Source organism: Streptomyces litchfieldiae (assembly GCF_031845365.1).
Taxonomy (GTDB): domain Bacteria; phylum Actinomycetota; class Actinomycetes; order Streptomycetales; family Streptomycetaceae; genus Streptomyces; species Streptomyces litchfieldiae.
In genome coordinates this window covers 208,593-228,895 of the sequence record NZ_JAVREL010000005.1, presented here as the reverse complement: position 1 = coordinate 228,895, position 20,303 = coordinate 208,593, and the positions used below count along the sequence as shown (strand labels likewise).

At 72.9% G+C, this 20,303-nt stretch carries 18 protein-coding genes; 11 read left to right on the top strand and 7 right to left on the bottom strand.

What is annotated here, in order from left to right; translation table 11 throughout:
• Positions 1 to 46: 46 nt before the first annotated feature.
• A complete protein-coding gene (locus RM590_RS11710) occupies positions 47 to 985 on the top strand; it encodes an aldo/keto reductase (RefSeq protein WP_311704408.1) in 939 nt (312 codons plus the stop codon).
• 42 nt (positions 986 to 1,027) lie between these two features.
• Here RM590_RS11710 and RM590_RS11705 read toward each other — a convergent pair whose 3' ends face one another.
• Positions 1,028 to 5,104: an nSTAND1 domain-containing NTPase gene (locus tag RM590_RS11705; protein ID WP_311704407.1), complete on the bottom strand. Its 4,077-nt coding sequence runs from the start codon at positions 5,102 to 5,104 to the stop codon at positions 1,028 to 1,030.
• A 20-nt stretch (positions 5,105 to 5,124) separates the two neighbouring features.
• Positions 5,125 to 5,460, bottom strand: a complete 336-nt coding sequence (locus tag RM590_RS11700) for a CU044_2847 family protein (RefSeq protein ID WP_311704406.1) — start codon at positions 5,458 to 5,460, stop codon at positions 5,125 to 5,127.
• Positions 5,461 to 5,641: 181 nt separating this feature from the next.
• On the opposite strand from RM590_RS11700, the gene RM590_RS11695 reads away from it, so the two are divergent.
• Positions 5,642 to 5,866 carry a hypothetical protein gene (locus tag RM590_RS11695; RefSeq protein WP_311704405.1) on the top strand — a complete coding sequence of 75 codons (225 nt, stop codon included), beginning with the start codon at positions 5,642 to 5,644 and terminating at the stop codon, positions 5,864 to 5,866.
• Here RM590_RS11695 and RM590_RS11690 read toward each other — a convergent pair.
• Both RM590_RS11690 and RM590_RS11685 read right to left on the bottom strand, forming a co-directional pair.
• Complete coding sequence (locus tag RM590_RS11690; RefSeq protein ID WP_311704404.1) at positions 5,806 to 7,467, bottom strand: DNA repair helicase XPB; 1,662 nt, start codon at positions 7,465 to 7,467, stop codon at positions 5,806 to 5,808. The genes RM590_RS11695 and RM590_RS11690 overlap by 61 nt on opposite strands.
• A 63-nt stretch (positions 7,468 to 7,530) precedes the next feature.
• Entirely contained in the window at positions 7,531 to 8,145 is a 615-nt protein-coding gene (locus RM590_RS11685; protein WP_311704403.1) for a Uma2 family endonuclease, read from the bottom strand.
• A 179-nt stretch (positions 8,146 to 8,324) separates the two neighbouring features.
• Here RM590_RS11685 and RM590_RS11680 point away from each other — a divergent pair, with 179 nt between their 5' ends.
• Together RM590_RS11680 and RM590_RS11675 are read left to right on the top strand one after the other, a co-directional pair.
• Positions 8,325 to 8,603: a hypothetical protein gene (locus RM590_RS11680; protein WP_311704402.1), complete on the top strand. Its 279-nt coding sequence runs from the start codon at positions 8,325 to 8,327 to the stop codon at positions 8,601 to 8,603.
• On the top strand, positions 8,600 to 8,944 hold the full coding sequence (locus RM590_RS11675; RefSeq protein WP_311704401.1) for a type II toxin-antitoxin system PemK/MazF family toxin: 345 nt from the start codon (positions 8,600 to 8,602) through the stop codon (positions 8,942 to 8,944). Before RM590_RS11680 ends, RM590_RS11675 begins: the two co-directional genes overlap by 4 nt.
• On the opposite strand, the gene RM590_RS11670 is transcribed toward RM590_RS11675, so the two are convergent.
• Both RM590_RS11670 and RM590_RS11665 read right to left on the bottom strand, forming a co-directional pair.
• Positions 8,937 to 9,842 carry an aminoglycoside phosphotransferase family protein gene (locus RM590_RS11670; RefSeq protein WP_311704400.1) on the bottom strand — a complete coding sequence of 302 codons (906 nt, stop codon included), beginning with the start codon at positions 9,840 to 9,842 and terminating at the stop codon, positions 8,937 to 8,939. The two genes, RM590_RS11675 and RM590_RS11670, sit on opposite strands and share 8 nt — an antisense overlap.
• Before the next feature lie 50 nt (positions 9,843 to 9,892).
• On the bottom strand, positions 9,893 to 12,277 hold the full coding sequence (locus RM590_RS11665) for a helicase-associated domain-containing protein (RefSeq protein WP_311704399.1): 2,385 nt from the start codon (positions 12,275 to 12,277) through the stop codon (positions 9,893 to 9,895).
• 205 nt (positions 12,278 to 12,482) lie between these two features.
• Here RM590_RS11665 and RM590_RS11660 point away from each other — a divergent pair, with 205 nt between their 5' ends.
• Both RM590_RS11660 and RM590_RS11655 read left to right on the top strand, forming a co-directional pair.
• Complete coding sequence (locus tag RM590_RS11660) at positions 12,483 to 13,337, top strand: helix-turn-helix domain-containing protein (protein WP_311704398.1); 855 nt, start codon at positions 12,483 to 12,485, stop codon at positions 13,335 to 13,337.
• A gap of 9 nt (positions 13,338 to 13,346) precedes the next feature.
• A complete protein-coding gene (locus RM590_RS11655; protein WP_311704397.1) occupies positions 13,347 to 13,583 on the top strand; it encodes a DUF397 domain-containing protein in 237 nt (78 codons plus the stop codon).
• 51 nt (positions 13,584 to 13,634) lie between these two features.
• Here the strand turns inward: RM590_RS11655 and RM590_RS11650 are convergent, their stop codons facing one another.
• A complete protein-coding gene (locus RM590_RS11650; RefSeq protein WP_311704396.1) occupies positions 13,635 to 14,585 on the bottom strand; it encodes a hypothetical protein in 951 nt (316 codons plus the stop codon).
• A gap of 600 nt (positions 14,586 to 15,185) precedes the next feature.
• Here RM590_RS11650 and RM590_RS11645 point away from each other — a divergent pair.
• The 5 genes from RM590_RS11645 to pstB all read left to right on the top strand — a co-directional run bounded on the left by RM590_RS11645 (position 15,186) and on the right by pstB (position 20,291).
• Entirely contained in the window at positions 15,186 to 15,944 is a 759-nt protein-coding gene (locus RM590_RS11645; RefSeq protein ID WP_311704395.1) for a response regulator transcription factor, read from the top strand.
• A 241-nt stretch (positions 15,945 to 16,185) separates the two neighbouring features.
• Positions 16,186 to 17,301, top strand: coding sequence for a phosphate ABC transporter substrate-binding protein PstS (gene pstS / locus RM590_RS11640; protein ID WP_311704394.1), 1,116 nt, complete (start codon positions 16,186 to 16,188; stop codon positions 17,299 to 17,301).
• Positions 17,302 to 17,419: 118 nt separating this feature from the next.
• Positions 17,420 to 18,391, top strand: coding sequence for a phosphate ABC transporter permease subunit PstC (gene pstC, locus RM590_RS11635; protein WP_311704393.1), 972 nt, complete (start codon positions 17,420 to 17,422; stop codon positions 18,389 to 18,391).
• Positions 18,391 to 19,473, top strand: coding sequence for a phosphate ABC transporter permease PstA (gene pstA, locus RM590_RS11630; RefSeq protein ID WP_311704392.1), 1,083 nt, complete (start codon positions 18,391 to 18,393; stop codon positions 19,471 to 19,473). Before pstC ends, pstA begins: the two co-directional genes overlap by 1 nt.
• Positions 19,474 to 19,511: 38 nt before the next feature.
• Positions 19,512 to 20,291, top strand: coding sequence for a phosphate ABC transporter ATP-binding protein PstB (pstB, locus tag RM590_RS11625; RefSeq protein ID WP_311704391.1), 780 nt, complete (start codon positions 19,512 to 19,514; stop codon positions 20,289 to 20,291).
• Positions 20,292 to 20,303 lie beyond the last annotated feature (12 nt).

Here is a 20,303-nt window from a genome sequence, read left to right as displayed (position 1 = left end):
AGGATTGGAGCGTACCGCCGATCCGAATCCGCCTACCGTGAGGGACATGATTGACAACCTGGTTCTGGGAGCCATGCTGTTCGGCACGGCTACGGACGAACAGCGGTCGTTTGAGATCCTGGACCGTTTCGTGGACGCCGGAGGCGTCTGGATCGACACCGCCAACTGCTACGCGTTCTGGGAAGACCCGACCGGCTTCGGCGGGCAGAGCGAGGCGTTGCTCGGGCGCTGGCTGGCGAGCCGGCCGGGCGTCCGTGACCGCGTCAAGCTCAGCACCAAGGTCGGCTGCGAGCCCACCGAGGCCGGGCGATTCCCGGAGAAGGCCGAGGGCCTGGCGGCCGGGGTCATCAAGAAGGGGATCGAGGGCAGTCTCCGCCGCCTCGGCACCGACCATGTGGAGCTGTTCTGGGCCCACATGCCCGATCCGGCCACACCGCTGGAGGAGACGGTCGCCGCCTTCGACGAGCTGGTGTCCGCGGGCACAGCCGGCCGCCTCGGCTGCTCCAACTACCCGGTCTGGCAGATCGAACGGGCCCGGCAGATCGCGGCGACCCACGGCCGGACCGGCTTCACCGCGGTGCAGCAGCACCACACGTACCTGCAACCGCTCCCCGGGACCCGCCCCACCGTGGCCCACCGGTTCGGCGCGGTCACCGACGAGGTGAGCCACTACCTGGAGCACCACCCCGACATGGAACTGTGGGCGTACACACCGCTGTTGAGCGGCCGCTACACCCGCGCGGACAAGCCCCTGCCGGCGGAGTACGACCACCCCGGCACCACCCGCCGCCTCGCGGCGCTCGACGAGATAGCCACCGAGACCGGCACGAACCGCAACCAGGTGGTGTTGGCATGGCTGACCGGGACCCCGGCCACCACGCCGATCATCGGCGTCAGCTCGGTCGGGCAACTGGACGAGGCGATCGCGGGGGTGTCGCTTGAGCTGACCGCGGAGCAGCGGGAACGTCTGGACTCCGCGGTGTGATCCCGGAGGACGGCCGCGCGCAGGTCCGGAGCGGTGGTGGCGTCACCCGCCGCAGACCGGCTCGGCCGACTGGTCCGGCAGGTAGGCGGCTCGTTCGGCCGAGGTCAGATCCCGGCCGAGGACACCACAGATGTGGGTGATCGCCTCCTCCGGGGCGGGGAGGGCCATCTCGCGCCACAGCCGGACGGTCAAGTCCCAGCCGGCGGTGGCCAGGAAGGTGCCGTCGGGGCTGTACGCCAGCGAGGTCACGAGATCGGTGTGGCCGATGAGGGTGTCGCGCAGTTCCAGTGTCCGGACGTCCCACAGCCGTACCGGGCCGTCCGAGCCGACGGTGGCCAGGGTGTGGCCATCGGGACTGAAGGCCGCTCTGCTCACCCGCTGGGTGCCGCTGTTGTGGATGTCCCTCGTCTCGCCCGACGCGAGGTCCCACAGCCGCAGGGTCGCGTCCCCGCCGAGGCCGCTGCTGCCGGGGAGATCCTGCTCGACGACGGCCAGGGTGGTGCCGTCCGGGCTGAACGCGACCCAGTAGAGCGAGTTCATTCCGGCCAGGGTGTCGGCCACTTCACCGGTCGTGATCTCCCACAGCTTCACCCCGTCCCAGCCGCCGGTCGCGAGGGTGGTGCCGTCCGGGCTGAACGCCAGCGAACGGACCCCACCGCCGTCGCCCTCGTCGGTGAGAACGTCGCGGGTGTCACCGGTCGCGGTGTCCCACAGCTTCACCCCGTCCCGGCCGGCGGTCGCGAGGGTGCTGCCGTCGGGGCTGTAGGCCAGCGCGGACACCGCGTCGGTGTCGGCGGAGAGGGTGCCGCGGATCTCACCCGTCCCGGTGTCCCACAACCGCACCAGGCCGTCCATCCCTCCGGCGGCGAGGGTGGTTCCGTCCGGGCTGAACGCGATCTCCGTGATGGCGCCCGGATCCGGAGAGGTCAGGGTCTCGCGGGCCTCGCCGGTCGCGGGGTCCCACAATCGCACCGTGCTGTCATCGCTGCCGGTGGCCAGGAGGGCGCCGTCGGGGCTGAACGCCACCGACTGCACGTTTTCGCTGTGGCCGGTCAGAACAGTGCTCCCGCCGGCGACGTTCCACAACCGCAGTGTCTCCTCGGGGCCGCCGGCGGCGAGCGTGGTGCCGTCGGGGCTGAACGTCGCCGAACTCTCTCCGTGGGGCAGGACCTGTCGCACGTTGCCCGTGCCGACGTCCCACAGACGCACGAACCGGTCGCGGTGGCTGGTGGCGAGTGTGCTGCCGTCCGGGCTGAACGCCACCCACGTCACGGGGCCGCCCTCGCCGAAGAGGGTGTCCGAGGGCGCACCGGCGCCGAGGTCCCACAGCCGTACGGCCCCGTCGTCCCCGGCGGTGGCCAGCACGCTGCCGTCCGGGCTGAACGCCACCGCGTTCACCGTGCCGGTATGGCCCGTGAGCGTGCCGGACAAGGTGCCGGTCGCCGCGTCCCACAGGCTGACCGTCCCCTCGGCGTCGCCGGTGACGAGGACGGTGCCGTCGGGGCTGTACGCCACCGAGTGCAGGACCGTGCCGTGGCCGAGGGTACGGCGGATGTCGCCGGTGGCCGGCTCCCACAGGCGTACCGTTCCGTCCGGGCCGGCCCCGGCGAGCGTGCTGCCGTCCGGGCTGAACGCGACGGCGTACACGTCGGCGAACTCCTCGCCCTCCAGGGGGCTGCGTTCCTCGCCGGTGTCGACGTCCAACAGCCGCACCTTGTCGTAGTCCGCCGCGGCGAGCGTGGTGCCGTCCGGGCTGAACGCGATCTGGTAGATCCGGCCGCCCTCGCCGAAGGCGCGCCCCGACTCCCCGGTCGCGGCGTCGAACACCCGGACTTCGCCCTCCCAGTCCCCGGTGGCCAGCAAGGTGCCGTCCGGGCTGAACGCCACCGACTCCGTGCTCGCGATGGGGTCGTCCCAGATGGCGCGGAGGGGCAGGCCGGCCGCCGTGTAGAGGCTCTCGATCGCCTCCTCGGTGGGGTGCGTCCGATACGCCTGGACGGCCAGCAGTGAGGCGAGGTCGGGGTCGGTCTCCAGCAGCGCCGCCGACTGGGCGGCGAGCTCCCGGGACTGGGCGATCTCCCGTTCCGCCTCGGCGTCCTGGCGGGCGGAGACGGCCCGCTCCTGCTGCCAGAACGCCAGCCCGGCCGCCGCGAGGGCCAGCACCAGCAGGCAGGCCAGCACCGCGTTGAGCCGCCGGGTGCGGCGAGCCGCCGCCCGTTGCCGCTGGTGGCTCGCGGCCACGAACGCGGCGATCGCGTCGGGCAGGCCGCGCTGCCGCGACCAGGCCAGGCCCGCGTCGAGGTCGGTGCCGTCCAGCAGGTCGCCGGGCAGGCCGCTGCGCTGCCAGTTCGCGTGCCGGTCGCCCGCGCGCAGCAGCCACGCCTGGAACTGGTGGTCGGCGGCGATCCAGTCGCGCAGCTCGTGCCAGTCGCGGATGAGGGCGTCGTGCATCAGCTCGGCGGTCGGCGGGCCTCCGTCCCGGCCGGCGCGGGTGATGACGATCCGGTGGCGGGCCAGCGCGGCCAGCACCTCGTCGAACGGCCCCTCGCCGGCCAGTGCCCGCAGGTCGTCGAGGGGGACCTGACGGCGGGTGGCGGGAATGGCCTGGGCCTCGTCCGCCGGGCGCACCAGCGCGGTCAGGGTGCGCTGGGCGAGGGGCCGGTGCGCGGCGGGCAGGTCCGCCAGGGCGGTGTCGCACCAGGCGTTCAGCGCGCCGGTGACCGCGCCGTTGCGGTGGTAGGTGGCGTGCGTGAGACGGCCGTCGCGGCGGTCCTCCCAGAGCTGGGTCAGGGTTACCTCAAGCAGCGGCAGCACGGTCACCGGCGTCTGCCGTTCCGCCATGAGATCGGCGATGATCCGTTCCGCCAGACCGTCCTCGAAACGGGCGCCCGCCGCGTGTGCGGGCCGCACGATGATGTCGCGCAGCTCGTCCGCGGTCAGCAGTGCCGGGACATGGACCACGCCCGGCTCCGCGGCCTCCAGCAACTCCGGAGCCAGGGCCGCGAGCCGGGGATAGAAGTCGTCGCGCAGCACCATGACGACGCGCAGCACGGACCGGGCGCGGATCGCCGCCGCGAGCTGGTCCGCGGCCCAGGCCACCGCGGCGGCGTCCGGCTGGGTGAGCAGCTCCTCCAACTGGTCGATGACCAACAGCACGCGCCGGCGGCCGGGTTCGGCCGCCAGTCGGCGTTCCGCCGCCGCGACGACGCCGTCGGTCGCGGCGCCGGGCAGCCCGGCGCGCGCCAGTTCCGCGGGCAGATCCCGCCCGGGGCGGGCCAGCACCGGCAGCCACCGGTCGCCGCCCGGCAGCCGTCCCCCGGCCAGCTTCGGCAGCACGCCCGCCTGGATCAGCGACGACTTGCCCGAGCCCGAGGGGCCCAGCAGCAGCACCCGGCCCTGTCCGTCCAGCCCGGTCAGCACCTTCTCCACCGCCGCCGCCCGGCCGTTGAACCACTCGGCGTGCTCGGCCGTGAACGGCTCCAGGCCCCGGTACGGAGTCACCCGCCGCTCGGTCAGCTCGGGCCAGACCTCCCGCAGCACCTCCGCCGGGGTCGCGTACGCGATGTCCTGGCCCTTCAGATGCGGGTCCGGTGCGGCGATCGACGTCACCATCCCGATCACCAGGCCGGTCACCTCGTCCACGACCGCGCCGCCGCTGAAGCCGGTCGTCAGGTCGTTGGCCCGGGACAACTGGAGGAGGCCGTCCCCGCCGAGCAGGTCGCCGGCCTCCCCGTAGCCGAAGTGCCCACCGGGCGGGGCCTGGGCGGGGAAGCCGAACGACGCCACCCGGTGGCCCCGGCACCCGCGCGCCGCACCCAGCGCCAGGGGCGCGACCCCCGGCGGCGCCCCGGCCAGCCGCACCACCGCGACATCTTCCGCGTCCCGCGACCGCCAGCCCTCCGCCAGCACCGTGCCCGGCAGGCGCGGCGCACCCGGTAACCCCGGGAAGGCGAGCGTCAGTTCACCGCCGGGGCCGATCCCGGCCGCGCGCACCACATGCGCGCACGTCAACACGACGCCTCCGGCGGCCAGAAACCCCGCCCCGGCCACCCCGCCGTCCCGGCCGATGACCTGGACCGTGGCCGCCGCCAGCGGCGAACGGCCGTCAGCTCCGTCCATCTCCGCCCCCCTCGGAAGTGTCAGCCGGCGTCCCCGGTCGTCGGCTCGCCGCTCCGCCACAGCACGCGCACCTTCAGGTGAACCGCGGCCTGGCTCTTGGTGACGACGACTCCGGCCTCCGCCGACAAGTCCACCCCGAACTCCACCTCGACCTCGTCCGGGCCGGCCTCCCGCAGCTGCTCCAGCACCGTGCGCGCCGTGTCCCGCACCGGGGCCAGCGCGCCGCGCAGCGTGTGCGGCAGATCGCGCACGGCCTCCCCGACGCGGCCGGCCTTCACCGGTCCCGTGAGGTCGGGGTCCGCCTCGAAGAGGATCGCGCCCCCGCCGTCCAACGGCACCCGTGCCAGATTGCGCATCGCTCCCCCTCCGCTCACGCCCCCGCGTGCCGGAATGCTTACCGCCCGTGCGTCGCGCCAACCCTGATCCGGGTGGCCCGTTTCCCTAGGGGGTTCTCGCCCGCAGGGCGGAGGGGCGGAGGGGCCGTGATCGGTCCGGGGGCCGATGCCGGGTGGGGGTGGGCGGAGGCAGCCTGGAGGCATGAGTACCGCGACTGTTCACCCGGCCGGCGTCAGCTCCACCCACACCTCCGCCGTGGCCGGCACCGTGCATCTGCTGGGGACCGCGCTGCGCGCGGTCGGCGTCATGGCGAGCGCCGCGTTCGAGGTGGTCGTGCTGGGCCGGGTGGAGGAGGAGGCGCCGCGTTACGCGTCGTCCATCTCCTCGCCCGCCGCGAGCAGTTCGCCCGCGTCCACGATCCGGTAGGCGTAGCCCTGCTCGGCCAGGAAACGCTGCCGGTGCGCGGCGAACTCCTGGTCGATCGTGTCCCGCGCGACCACCGAGTAGAACCGGGCCTCGTGTCCGTCCGCCTTCGGCCGCAGGACGCGGCCGAGCCGCTGCGCCTCCTCCTGGCGCGAGCCGAACGTGCCCGACACCTGGATGGCGACGGTCGCCTCCGGGAGGTCGATGGAGAAGTTCGCCACCTTGGAGACCACCAGGACGGACAGCTCCCCGGCGCGGAAGGCGTCGAACAGCTTCTCCCGCTGCGCGTTGCTCGTCTCGCCCTTGATCACGGGCGCGCCGAGCTGTCGGCCGAGCTCGTCGAGCTGGTCGATGTACTGGCCGATGACCAGCGTCTGCTCGCCCTCGTGGCGGCGGACCAGTGCCTCGGTGACGCGGCGCTTGGAGTCGGTGGTGGCGCAGAACCGGTACCGCTCCTCCGGCTCGGCCATCGCGTACGCCAGCCGCTCGGACTCGGTGAGGTCGACGCGCACCTCCACGCAGTCGGCGGGCGCGATGTAGCCCTGCGCCTCGATCTCCTTCCAGGGCGCGTCGAAGCGCTTGGGGCCGATGAGTGAGAACACGTCCGACTCGCGGCCGTCCTCCCGGACCAGCGTCGCGGTCAGGCCGAGCCGGCGGCGGGCCTGGAGATCGGCGGTGAACTTGAAGACCGGCGCGGGCAGCAGATGCACCTCGTCGTAGATGATCAGGCCCCAGTCCCGGGAGTCGAACAGCTCCAGGTGCGGGTAGATCCCCTTCCGCCGCGTGGTCAGCACCTGGTAGGTGGCGATGGTGACCGGGCGGATCTCCTTGCGGGTGCCGCTGTACTCGCCGATCTCGTCCTCGGTCAGCGAGGTGCGGCGCACCAGCTCCGACTTCCACTGCCGGGCCGAGACGGTGTTGGTGACCAGGATCAGCGTGGTCGACCGCGCGGTGGCCATGGCGCCCGCGCCGACCAGCGTCTTGCCCGCGCCGCAGGGCAGCACGACGACGCCCGAGCCGCCGTGCCAGAAACCGGCCACCGCCTGCTCCTGGTACGGGCGCAGGTGCCAGCCCTCCTGCCGCAGGTCGATGGGGTGCGCCTCGCCGTCCACATAGCCGGCCAGGTCCTCGGCCGGCCAGCCCAGCTTGAGCAGCGACTGCTTGATCTGGCCGCGCTCGGAGGGATGCACGATGACGGTGTCGGGGTCGATGCGCGCGCCGACCAGCGGCTTGATCCGCTTGGACCGCAGCACCTCCTCCAGCACCATGCGGTCGGTGGCCTGGAGCACCAGGCCGTGCGCCGGGTGCTTGACGAGGGTGAGCCGTCCGTAACGGGCCATGGTCTCGGCGACGTCGACGAGCAGGGCCTGCGGCACCGGGTAGCGCGAGTACGTCACGAGGGCGTCCACGACCTGCTCGGCGTCATGCCCGGCGGCCCGCGCGTTCCACAGGCCGAGCGGCGTCACCCGGTAGGTGTGGATGTGCTCCGGCGCCCGCTCCAGCTCGGCGAACGGCGCGATGGCCCGCCGGCAGTCCTCCGCCTGCTCGTGATCGACTTCCAGCAGCAGCGTCTTGTCGCTCTGCACGATGAGGGGCCCACTCACGCTCGCGTCTCTCCTGTCGCCGCCCGCCGGAATCTGGCCAAGACTCCAGTCTGCCGGATGCGCTCAGAAATCGGTCAGGGCCCGGAGATCGATCTCCACGGGGAACGGCTTCTCCGTGACCAGCTTGTCGCGGTGAAGCCAGTTCTCGGGCGGCGGGGCGTACTCCTTCAGCCTCGCGTGGTACCAGAACTCGTGCACCGCGATCTGGTCGTCGCGCTCGCGTTCGACGCGCCAGTAGTAGGGCACCTTGGCCTGGGCGTACAGGGCGGGCTTGCGAACCCGGTCGTCCTGCCGGGAGCCGGGCGAGACCACCTCGATGATGAGGGACACCGCGGCCACGGGGACGCATTCGAGATCGAAGTACGTCAGGCCCGTCTTGTCGAAGACGACCACGTCTGGTTTGGGGGGGTTCTGCTCGTCGACCAGGACGCACTGTTCACTGACCACGGCGTATGGATCGCGACGTGCCTGACGCAGATTGACGAGGAATCCATCCCGCACACTGTTGTGCCACAGCTTCGTCATGCCTCGGGGCACGATCATTCCGTCCACAAGTTCCCAGTCGAAGGGCAGCTCCAGGTCCCTGACCTGGTGGTAGGTCCAGCCGTCCTCCGGCGGGAACATCCAGTTCTCCGCTGTGGCCTGTTCCTGCCGTTCGGCGGTCATCACTGCTCCCATGGCTCCGAGTGTGGACGTGTGCGCGGTCCGCAGTCTTGATGACGACGATACGTCCGCCGTACCGGTGAGCGGGGCGTTTCCGGGTTGACGCGGAACACGGCGGCCCGGTTCGGCTCGCTCGCCTTCCCGGCCGGGCTATGCTGTATTGCGGCTGTAAGACGCGACGCGGGAGGCGGGACGTGGGACACCCGGCGGAGACGGCCGGCACTGCACCGGCACAGGTCAGGTTGTCCGCTCAGGACTGGGCGGATCTGCGGGAGACCATGCAGATGCTGGGCCTCGAAACCACCTCGCAGGCGCTGCGCGAGGCGATCCGGCTCCTGCACCGGGAGGCCCGTCAGATCCAGGCCGCGCAGCGCATCGCGGAGTTCTACGCCGACGCCGAGCCCCCGCTCCCGGTGACGGACGCGCTGGTGACGGAGGCCGACCTGGCGGCGGCCGACCAGGCCGAGTGGTGAGGCCGCCCACCAGCCTGCCGCCGCTGCGAGGCCAGGTGTGGGCCTGCGCGTTCCCCGCGCAGATCGGCCCGCACCCCGCTGTGGTCCTCACCGCGAACCGGATCTCGCGTCGGCTCGCGGGAGTCACCGTCGTCCTGATCATGGGAACACCGGGACCGCAGGAGACTCACGTGCCGGTGGGACCCGAGAGCGGGCTGAAGAAGTACGCCGAGTCGTACGTCAACTGCACCGAGCTGCACACGGTGGGCAAGCCGAGGCTGCGTCGGCTGATGGGCCTGCTGGCTCCCGCCGAACTGCGCGCCGTCGAGATGCGGGTCCGTGACGTGCTCGAACTCAACTGAGCTGGGTGAGCAGCGCCTCGGCGACGGATTTCTGGACGGGGGGCAGGGCCGAGTCGCCGTCGGTGAGGGACCAGAGGCAGTTCTGGAGGACGCGGGCCAGGGTCCAGCCCTTGGCGCGGGCGCGGTCCAGGGACAGGATCCCCGTCATCAGGTCGAAGCGGCGCAGCGTCTCGTCGGGGTCGAAGCGGTTGTGGATGGCGGGCAGCAGTTCGAAGCCCACGTCGCCGACCAGGGGCTTGGGGTCGATCGCCAGCCAGGGCTCGCCGCGCTCGGTGCCGGGGAGCGGGGCCAGGACGTTCTGGTAGTGCAGGTCCCAGTGCAGCAGCGCCTCGCCCGGTTCCGTCAGCAGTTCGCGGGTGGCCGCGGCGCAGTCCGCCAGCAGGCGGCGTTCGTCGTCGCGGGCGAGGCGGGGCAGGGCGTCGGGGGTCCGCGCCACCATCCGGTGCGCCATGTCCCGCAGGTGGCGCAGACCGGGGGGCGGCGGGGTCGCGGACAGGCGGCCGAGCAGTTCGGTCAGCGGGCGGAGGGCGGTGAGGGTGTCCGGGATGCCGTCCAGGGAGTGGTCGGGGTCCAGCGCCTCCAGCAGGAGCGAGCCGGAGTCCGGGTCGTGCGCGAGGAGCCGCACCGCGCCGTTCCCGTTCCAGGCGCGCAGCGCCAGCGGCTCGCCGCCGGTCTCGTCGTCCGCCGGCTGGAGCTTCAACGCCGCCCGCCGCCCGTCCGCGTCGGTCACCGGCAGGACGAGCGCGACCACGCCGCTGCGGACCGGGCCGGCCGGGCGCAGGCCCCACCGGTCCAGCATGCGCTCGGCCAGCCCGGGCAGGGCCGCGATCCAGGCCCGGCCGGCGTCGCCGTTGTACTGGGCGTGCGCGTCGGCCAGTTCGCGCGGAATGGTGATCATGTGGGTGCCTCCCCCTACTCCGACAGCTCCCGGAACTCCGACAGCTTCGCCTACTCCGACAGCTCCGCCGCGCCCGTGATCCGGTGCAGGGGATACGTCCGCACCTCGTCCGCCGTGTGGTCGAACGCGGTGACGAAGCCGCCCTCGACGCGGACCGGCGCGAGGACCCGCTGGGTCGCGACGCCGTCCGCGCCGACGTAGCCGATCCACACCGGCGAGCCGGAACGGGCCGCCGCCTGAAGGGTGGTGAGCGTGGCGGCGGCCGGGGTGCGCGGCGGCGGCCCGGCCGGCTGCTGCACGCGCGCCCCCGGCGCGCGCGGGCCGGCGCCCGCCGCGTGGTCGCCGGCGCGGATGGCGCGCACCGCGGCGGCCAGCAGCCCGTCGTCGGCGGTGGGCGGGGTGTCCGGGGCCGGCTCGGGCGCCGTGCGCAGCGGGGTGCGGTGCGGCTCGGGGCGCAGCGTGACCACCGCGCCCTCGGCGCCCTCGGCGGCGGGCGCGAGGCCGAACTCCCGCAGCCGCTCCAGCAGGATGCCCGGCGGTGAGTCGGAGACGAGCACGGTCGGCGCGAGGCGGCGCAGCCGCAGGCTCTCGGCGCGGCGGTCGGCCAGCACCTGGGTGAGCAGCGCCTCGTCGTCGCAGCGCAGATAGCTGCCCGCGGCGCCGACGCGCAGCCGGCCGTGCCGCCGGGCCACGTCGTCCACCAGGTAGCTGAGCGGCTGCGGAACGGGCGTCCGGGACCGGGCGGCGAGGAAGTCGTGCAGCTCGGCGGCGGTCCAGCCGGCGTCCAGGGCGCGGCGCACCGACTCGGGCGTGAATCGGTAGACGGTGGCGGCGCCCCGCGACTCGATGTCGGCGGCCAGCGCCATGGCCGCCCGCAGCTCCCGCTCCAGCGGCCCGGGGGCGACGGCGGTCAGATCGGCCTGGACGAGGAAGTGGTCCAGCGGCTCCGGCAGCAGCGGCGCCAGCAGCCCGGCCGCCTCCGCGGAACCGGGCGGCTCGGTCAGCAGCGGCCGGGCGTACGAGGCCGGCGCGCCGCGCCCGGTGACGCCGAGGCGCTCGGCCTCGGCGAGCGCCGCCGCGCACAACTCGGCGCGCGGCTGGGCGGGCAGGCGGCGCGGCAGCTCCCAGTCCAGGCGGGCCTGGACGGCGGCGGGCCCGGGGGCGTGGCCCGGTGGCAGCGTGGCCAGCAGCCGCAGCGTGCGCAGCCGCAGTTCGGCGGCCGGTCCCCGGTCCAGGCCGGGACCGAGCGCGGCCAGCAGCCGGCCCTTGCCGTCGCGGGTGCCGACCAGGCCGGGAACGCGGGTGGTGGCCAGCCACGCGGTGGCCAGCCGCAGCCAGCGCAGCGCGGGCGGCCGGCCCAGCCAGGCGTCGTACTCCGGGGTCGGCGCGAACCGCTCGTCGGCCGCGCCGTCCGAGGCCAGCAGGCCGGCGGCGTAGGCGAGTTCGAGCCAGAACGCGGCCTCGGGCTCGGGCACGTCCAGGGTGACGGCCAGCCGCTTGAGGTCGCGCACCGCGAGCCCGCCGGAGCGCAGCACGGTGGGCGTCTCGTTCTCCCAGGCGGTCAGCAGCTCCTCGACGCGGGTCAGCGCCGTGTAGGCCGCGCCCGCCGCGGCGGCGTCCACGGTCGGCGCGTCGAACCGCGCGGCCACAGTCAGCTCGGGCGGATCCGGGCGCAGCTCGCGGTGCGCCCGGCCGCCGCGCAGGTGCAGCGCGACCTCGCGCGGCAGGACAACGGTGCCCGGCGCGGTGGGCATCAGCAGGCCGCGGTCCAGCAGCCAGCGCACATGCGGGCCGGGCTGGGCCGTCACCTCGCCGTAGGGCGGGCCCCAGGTGAGCCGGTCCAGCACGTCGCGCGCCGCCTTGGGCGCCTCGTCGAGCAGGGCGGCCAGCCGGGGCGCGTCGGCGAACAGCGCGGTCAGGGCGTTCAGCGCGCTCACCGGGTCGTGGGTGGGCGGCAGCCCGGCCCGGGTGAGCAGGTCCTGCATGCGGCTGGGGGAGATGCCCGCGGCCGTCTCGGCGAGCGTGGGGCCGAGGCCGGTGCCGCTGGCCCGGGCGGCGGCCGGGGCGAGGAGTTCGCGCGCGGTGCGCACCAGCCGCAGGGACTCCGGCTTCCCCCACAGCAGGGCGCGGGCGCGCAGGCCGGCGACCGCCTCGGGCAGCCGGTGCTCGCCGCCGGGCAGCAGCCCGGCCAGCACGGGGAACGGGCAGGGCTGGGGGGCGACGGCCAGCGCCTCGGCGGTCTGGAGGGTGAACGTATCCAGCCGCTCCAGGGCGCGCAGGACGGAGGTCCGCGTCCCGGCGCGGGTGGCGAGCTGCGAGAGGTCGCCGGGCAGCGGCGAGAGCAGGTCGGCCCGGGTGCGCAGCAGCCCGGCCAGCTCCGCGTCGGAGCGGGAGCGCAGCTCGTCGGCGAGGGTGCGGGGGCTGGTGCCGGTCATCCGACCAACGGTACCGGCAGGGGGGCGCGGGGCGCACGGGACGTCGCGCGACGCCACGTTGAACTCCACACAAAGGAGCGGCGCGCCCGCGGGGCAACCTTGCACCGTGGCATATGTGCGATTGCGTGCGTGTGTAGGCGAGTGGACTCAGGGGGTGAGCGCGCGGCAGACTCGGGGACCAGCCGATGGAAGGACCGAATACGCGATGCCGCCGAGGGAGAATCCGACCGCCCGACAAGCGCGCCTGGGCGCGGAGTTGAGAAAACTGCGGGAGCGCGCCGGCAGAACGGCCCGGGAAGCCGCGGGGATGCTCGGCACCGACCAGGGGAAGATCAGCCACATAGAGTCGGGCCGGATCGGCGTCAGCGAGGAGCGCATCAGGAAGCTGGCAACCTTCTACTCCTGTTCCGACCAAGCCCTGTTGGACGCCCTCTGCGCGATCGCGCGAGAGCATCGCGGGCAATTTTGGTGGGACGAGTACCGTGGCATCCTTACACCGGGCGCGCTCAATGTGGCGGAGCTGGAACACCATCTCGTGGCCATGCAGATCATGCAGACCGTGACCATGCCGGGCCTGCTCCAGATCGAGGACTACGCCCGCGCGCTCTTCCGCGGCGCGCTGCCGGAGCTGCCCCCAGAGGAGATCGACACCCGCACCGAGTTCCGCATGCGGCGAAAGGTTGTCCTGGAGCGGGACGACCCGCCGCCGTTCGATGTCTTCATCCACGAGGCGGCGCTGCGCATGCGGTTCGGCGGCCGGGCGGTCATGCGCCGACAGCTCGACTACCTCATGGCGGCCTCCGAGCGGCCGAACGTGACGGTGCGCGTGGTCCCGTTCACCAACGAGGACTTCTTCGAGGCCGTGCAGCCCGTCTTCTACACGACCGGCGTGGTGCCGCAGCTCGACACCATCCAGATCGACACGGCCATCGGCGGCGTGTTCCTGGACGCCGAGGCCGACCTCCTCGCGTACCGCTCGTTCTTCGCCCGCGCCCGCAAGGTCTCGCTCGACGCGGAGGAGTCCCGGCAGCTCGTTCACCACATCGCGAGAGAACTGTGAGAGGCGACGATGCCCGCACCGCTCGGCGCGACCGTGCTGCGCCCCGTCCGGTGGCAGCGCTCCTCCTACTCCGGGGGCGGCGGGGAGAACTGCGTGGAGCTGGCCCGGTGCGGCGCGGGGGTCCTGTTACGGGAGTCCGACGCGCCGCGGTCCGCCGTGCTGACCAGCGCGGCCCGGCTCGCCGCGCTGCTCGGTGAGGTGAAGGCCGGCCGCCTCGACCGCCTGACCGCCGCCCGGCGCGAGTGAACGAGACGACGGGCCCGATGAACGCGGGCCCGCCGCGGTGGCGCGGTCGGGTCACTCCCCGGCCGGGGGCCGGGGCCGGCGGGCCCGGTACAGCAGGAACGCCGCGCTGGCCAGGGCCGCGCCCCGCACCAGCCAGGGCCAGTGGTCGGCGAACGCGGCCTCGGCGTCGCCCTCTTCGAGCGTCGCGCCCCAGTAGCCGCCCGCCCGGCCGAGCAGCCACAGCAGATAGCCGCCGCCCACCAGGCTCGGCATGCCGAACGTCGCCCACTGCGCCTGGCGGCGGCTGAGCCGGGGCGACCAGTAGGCGAGCAGCCAGCCCAGCCCCAGCACATAGATCGAGCCCACGACGGTGCCCGCCAACAGCAGGGCGACGCCCGCCAGTTCGACCGGGCCGCCGACGCGCTTGCCGCTCAGCGCGGACTTCAGGACGCGGGTCCGCCGCGCGGGCGCCTTCGCCGGGGCGGCCTCGACGGGTGCCTCTTCCTCTTCTCCTTCCTCCCCGGCCTCCGCGTCGGCCTCGGCCTCGCTCGGCCCGGTGGGGGGCCGCAGCATCGCGGGCACCTCGATGCCACCGACGAACCGCCCGATCCGGCCGTCCGGCCAGAACGTGTCGTCGTCGTCCGTCAACGCCGGTCCGGCCAGCGGCACTTCGGGCCCGGCCGGGGGCGGGGCCGCCACGGGCCGTTCCGCCTGGCGCTCCGCCGGTCGCTCCACGGGCCGTTCCGCCGGCCGGGGGCGCGGCATGGGCGCCGGCTCGGCCGGCCGCGCGGGATTCCCGGCGGCAGCGGCCACCACGTCCTCGGGCCGCCCCATCTTCCCCAGGATCCGCCGCACCGACGCACGGCTCTCGGCGCCGCCCGCCGCCGCCCGCTGCCGGCCGATCTCGTCCCGCAGCTTGTTCACCAGAGACGCCCGCTCCGCCGCGGACATGCTGGTGCCGTGCGCCAGATCGCCGACCCGGCTCAGATAGTCGAATACGAGCTGTTCGCCTTCGATTCCCACACCACTGCCCCTGCTTCGGCTTGTGCCCCGAATGCTATGCGCTCCGCGGGTGTGGCGGTTGGGGTTACGGCCTGGGTCAGGAAAGTGCGGGCCGTCTGGGGTTGATCGCGCAGTTCCCCGCGCCCCTGACGGGGCGCGAACCGTGGCCCCGATCCGGCCGGTCGCGATGCGGTGAGCGCCTCGCTTCGGTCGCCAACGTGCGGGCCGTCACTGGCTGGTCGCGCCCACGCGGCGGAGCCGCACGATGTCACAGCCCCGCGCCCCTTGGGGGCGCGCCCCCTTACGGCGGGCTTTCGTGGTCAAAACCTGAGAGAACGCCGTTGTTCATCGGGGGTTCACCGAACGCCGTACAACCCGCTACCCACGGCTCGTTACATGGTGAACGTCCCAGTCGGACACCGCATTCACGCTTCCCGGGAGCCGGAGCATGGTCACCGCCCTGACGACTTTCAACACGGCCCGACGCGGCACGCGCACCGCCACGGCCCGGGCCTGAAGACCGCACCGCGTTCTTCACTGCCGACATCGACAGCGAGGGAGAGCGCCATGGGCGCCTGGTTGAGCACGACGCAGCCGAGACGACCTTTCCCGGGTGGCGGAATGGACGACGACGTGGACGACGGCATGCTCCCGGCGACCGACCCGGAGGTGCCCGGGCAGGCGCGGATACCGCTCGGGTCGAACCCCGTGGTGCTGCTCGCGGACGCCGACGAGCGCATCCGGCAGGGGCTGACCGCCCAGCTCGCCAAGTATCAGGTGTCGGTGGTGCATTGCGGGGACGGCGCCGCCGCCCTGCTGGAGGCCGGGCTGCGCAAGCCCGATGTGCTGCTCGTCTCGGCCGACCTGCCCGTCATCGACGGCGCGACCGTGCTGCGCCTGGTGCGGCGGCGGCTGTCCATCCCGGTGGTGCTGGGCGTCGGCCCGGACGACACCGCGCAGGTCGGCCCGGCGCTCGCCGCCGGCGCGAGCGCCTGTGTGGCGCGCCCCTACCGGCCGCGCGAGGTGGCACAGTTGCTCAGCCTGGCCGACCGGGGGAACCGCGGCTGGGACCAGCCGCTGGTCTGCGGGCCGCTGACGCTGGACCCCAGCACGTACGAGGTGCGGATGCACGGGGTGCCCACCGCGCGGCTGCCGCTGCGTGAGTTCCAGCTGCTGCACCTGCTTATGCTGAACGCCGAGAAGGTCATCACGCGTGACCGGATTCGTGCGGAGCTGTGGGGCGAGGGTGCCCGCCGTTCCAACACCATCACCGTTCACATTCGGCGCCTGCGGGAGCGCCTCGGCGACGACCCGCACCACCCCGAGATCATCCAGACCGTGCGGGGAGTCGGCTACCGCCTGGTGCCGCCCGCGAGCTGATCAGACCGCGCCCGGGCCCGGTGGAGCGCCACCGGGCCGGTGGGCGTTCCCGATCTCTCTCGGGAGCTTCGTTCCTTAACGATTCCAACACTTTTTGTGAAACTGTCGGTTCCAGCGAACCTACGTTTCTGTTCACCTTCTGGTTCTCGCTGCTTCGCCGCCCACTCCTACGTTCTGACCGACACGTTCAAGTCCTCTGAACCCGGCCGGACCGGCTGGGCATGAACAAGGAGCATCGGCCATGCGCAACTGGCGCGCGAAGAGCGCCGCGATAGCCGCGGTGTCCGCCCTGGCCCTGGTCACGGCCTGCAGTAGCGACAACGAGGAAGGCAACGGCGGCGGGGACACCGGCGGCAACGGCGGCGAGGGGTCGGCGGAGCTGTCCGGCACCATCTCCGGTGCGGGCGCCAGCTCCCAGGAGGCCGCGCAGGCCGCTTGGCAGGCCGGTTTCAACGCCCTTCAGCCGGGCGTCACGGTCAACTACGACCCGGTCGGCTCGGGCGGCGGCCGTGAGCAGTTCGTCCAGGGCGGCACCGACTTCGGCGGCACCGACGCCTACCTGGACGACGAGGAGGGCGAGCTGTCCGCCGCGACGGAGCGCTGCGGGGAGGTCGTCGAGATCCCGGTGTACGTCTCGCCGGTCGCGGTGATCTTCAACCTGGAGGGCGTCGACTCGCTCAACATGAGCCCGGCGACCATCGCGGGGATCTTCAACCAGGAGATCACCACCTGGAACGACGAGGCGATCGCCGCCGACAACCCCGATGTGGAGCTGCCGGACACCCCGATCACCCCGGTCAACCGCTCCGACCCCTCGGGTACCACCGAGAACTTCGTCGAGTACCTGTCCGCCACCGCCCCCGACGCCTGGCCGCACGAGGTCAGCGACGAGTGGCCGGTCTCCGGCGGTGAGGCCGCCAACGGCACCTCCGGTGTCGTCCAGGCCGTCTCCGGCGGCGACGGCACCATCGGCTACGCCGACGCCAGCCAGGCCGGCGACCTCGGCACCGTCGCGGTCGGCGTGGGCGAGGAGTTCGTCTCCTACTCGCCGGAGGCCGCCGCCGCCGTGCTGGAGGTCTCCGAGCGCGTCGAGGGCCGGGGGCAGTACGACTTCGCCTACGACCTGGCCCGGGACACCACCGAGGCCGGCACGTACCCGATCGTCCTGGTGTCCTACGCGATGGCCTGCGCCACCTACGACGACGAGGCCAAGGCCGAGCTGGTGCGCGGGTACCTCACCTACATGATCAGCGAGGAGGGCCAGGCCGCCGCCGCCGAGTCCGCCGGTTCGGCTCCGCTGTCCGAGACGCTGCGGACCGAGTTCCAGGCCGCCGTCGACGCCATCTCCGCGGGCTGAGCCACCCGGCCCCCGTCCGGTCCGGGCGGCCTCCGCACGGAGGCCGCCCGGACCTTGGGGCTTCCCGCCCATCACCCGAAACCGGCCTCACCATCCGTCATTGAGAAGGGAAGAGACAGTGCCTCCCACCAAAGAGAGCACGCGGCCTCCCAGCAACGAGAGCACGCGCACCCGGGGAGCGCCGCAGCGGCTGGGGGACCGCCTCTTCGCCGGCTCCGCGGTCGGCGCGGGCGTGCTGATCCTCGCGATCCTCGCCGGCGTCGCGGCGTTCCTGGTCGCCGAGGCATGGCCCGCGCTGACGGCCGACTCCGACCGGATCGACGGCGGCGACGGCATCGTCCTCTACATCTGGCCGGTCCTCTTCGGCACCCTGCTGTCGGCGTTCTTCGCGCTGCTGATCGCCTCCCCGCTGGCAGTGGCGATCGCGCTGTTCATCACGCACTACGCGCCGCGCCGCATGGCCTCCCTGCTGGGCTACCTGATCGACCTGCTGGCCGCGGTGCCCAGCATCATCTTCGGCCTGTGGGGCTTCTTCGAGCTGGCGCCGCTGACCGTCGGGCCCACCGAGTGGCTGGCCGACAACCTCGGCTTCATCCCCTTCTTCGACGGGCCCGCCTCGGCGACCGGCCGCACCATGCTGGTCGCCACCATCGTGCTCGCCGTCATGATCCTGCCGATCGCCACCGCCGTGATCCGGGAGGCGTTCCTCCAGACACCCCGGCTGCACGAGGAGGCGTCCCTGGCGCTGGGCGCGACCCGCTGGGAAATGATCCGCATGTCGGTCCTCCCGTTCGGCCGCTCCAGCATCGTCGGCGGACTGATGCTCGGCCTCGGCCGCGCGCTGGGCGAGACGATGGCGGTGGCCATCGTCCTGTCCGCGAACCGGGAGACGGTCTCGTTCGACCTGATCAGCAGCGACAACCCGTCGACGATCGCGGCGAACATCGCGCTGTCCTTCCCCGAGGCGTCCGGGCTCGACGTGAACACGCTGATCGCCTCCGGCCTCGTCCTCTTCGCCGTCACGCTCCTGGTCAACATGGGGGCCCGCGCGGTGATCAACCGGCGTCGCGACTTCTCGGGAGCCAACTGATGTCCACTCCGACCACCTCCCTGGACAAGGACCCGGCGGCCCTGCTCAACGAGATGCCGCTGACGCACGGTTCGCTGCCGCGCCGGGCCGCGCCGCTCACGCTGCTGGCGTTCGTGCTGGCCGGCGGCGCGCTCTATCTGGCCGGCGCCGGCGCCGCGCTGTGCGGCATCCTGGCCGCGGTCGGCTACACGGCCGTCATCTACACCTGGGCCCGCCGGGTCGAGGGCGCGCGGGGGGCCTTCGACCGGTTTGTCACAGCCGTGGTGACCTCGGCGTTCCTGCTGGCGCTGCTGCCGCTGATATCGGTGATCCAGACCGTCATCGACAACGGCCTGGAGCGGTTCGACGCCGACTTCTTCAACAACTCGATGCTCGGCGTCATCGACGAGGGCGGCGGCGCCCACCACGCGCTCATGGGCACCCTGATCATCACCGGCATCGCCGCGCTGATGTCGGTGCCCATCGGCCTGATGACCGCGATCTACCTGATCGAGTACGGCCGGGGCCGGCTCGCCCGCGCCATCACGTTCTTCGTCGACGTGATGACCGGCATTCCCTCGATCGTGGCGGGCCTCTTCGTCTACGCGCTGTTCGAGCTGTTCTACGGCCCCGGTATCCGCATGGGCTTCATGGGCTCGGTCGCGCTCAGCGTGCTGATGATCCCCGTGGTCGTGCGCTCCGCGGAGGAGATGCTCAAGCTCGTGCCGAACGAGCTGCGCGAGGCGTCGTACGCGCTGGCCGTGCCGAAGTGGCGCACGATCGTCAAGGTCGTCCTGCCGACCGCGCTGGCCGGCATCGCCACCGGCGTCACGCTGGCCATCGCCCGCGTCATCGGCGAGACGGCCCCGCTGCTCATCACGGTCGGCATCACCCGGGCGGACAACTTCGACCCGTTCGACGACCGGATGGCGACGCTCTCCGTCTTCTCCTACACCCAGTACTCCACCGCGCCCGGCTTCGCCAGGGAGGCGTTCTACGACCGCGCCTGGTCCGCGGCGCTGACGCTGATCCTCATTGTCATGGCGCTCAACCTCGTGGCACGGCTCATCGCCCGCCTGTTCGCCCCGAAGACCCGTAGCTAGCGGCCCCCCACCGGACCCGGAAAAGGAAGCGAAGCACAGTGGCCAAGCGCATCGAGGTCAAGGGCCTCGACATCTACTACGACAAGTTCCTCGCCGTGCAGGGCGTGTCGATGACGATCGAGCCCCGGTCCGTCACCGCCCTGATCGGCCCGTCGGGCTGCGGCAAGTCCACGTTCCTGCGCACCCTCAACCGCATGCACGAGCTGGTGCCCAAGGCGCGCGTCGAGGGCAAGGTCCTGATGGACAACCAGGACCTGTACGGCGCGAACGTGGACCCGGTGGGCGTCCGCCGGCACATCGGGATGGTGTTCCAGCGGCCCAACCCGTTCCCCACCATGTCGATCTACGACAACGTGGCGGCCGGGGTGAAGCTGAACAACAAGCGCATGAAGCGCGCCGACCTCGACGAGCTCGTGGAGCGGTCGCTGCGCTCGGCGAACCTCTGGGAAGAGGTCAAGGACCGGCTGAGCCGGCCCGGTTCCGGCCTGTCCGGCGGCCAGCAGCAGCGCCTGTGCATCGCCCGCGCCATCGCGGTGGCGCCCGACGTGCTGCTGATGGACGAGCCGTGCTCCGCGCTGGACCCGATCTCCACCCAGGCCATCGAGGACCTGATCACGGAGCTGAAGGAGCAGTACACCATCGTCATCGTGACCCACAACATGCAGCAGGCGCAGCGGGTCAGCGACGTCACCGGCTTCTTCAACCTGAAGGCGATCGGCGAGCCCGGCGGGCTGGTGGAGATCGACGCCACCACGAAGATATTCACCAACCCGGCCAACCAGGCCACCGAGGACTACGTCTCCGGCCGCTTCGGCTGAGGCGAGGAGCCC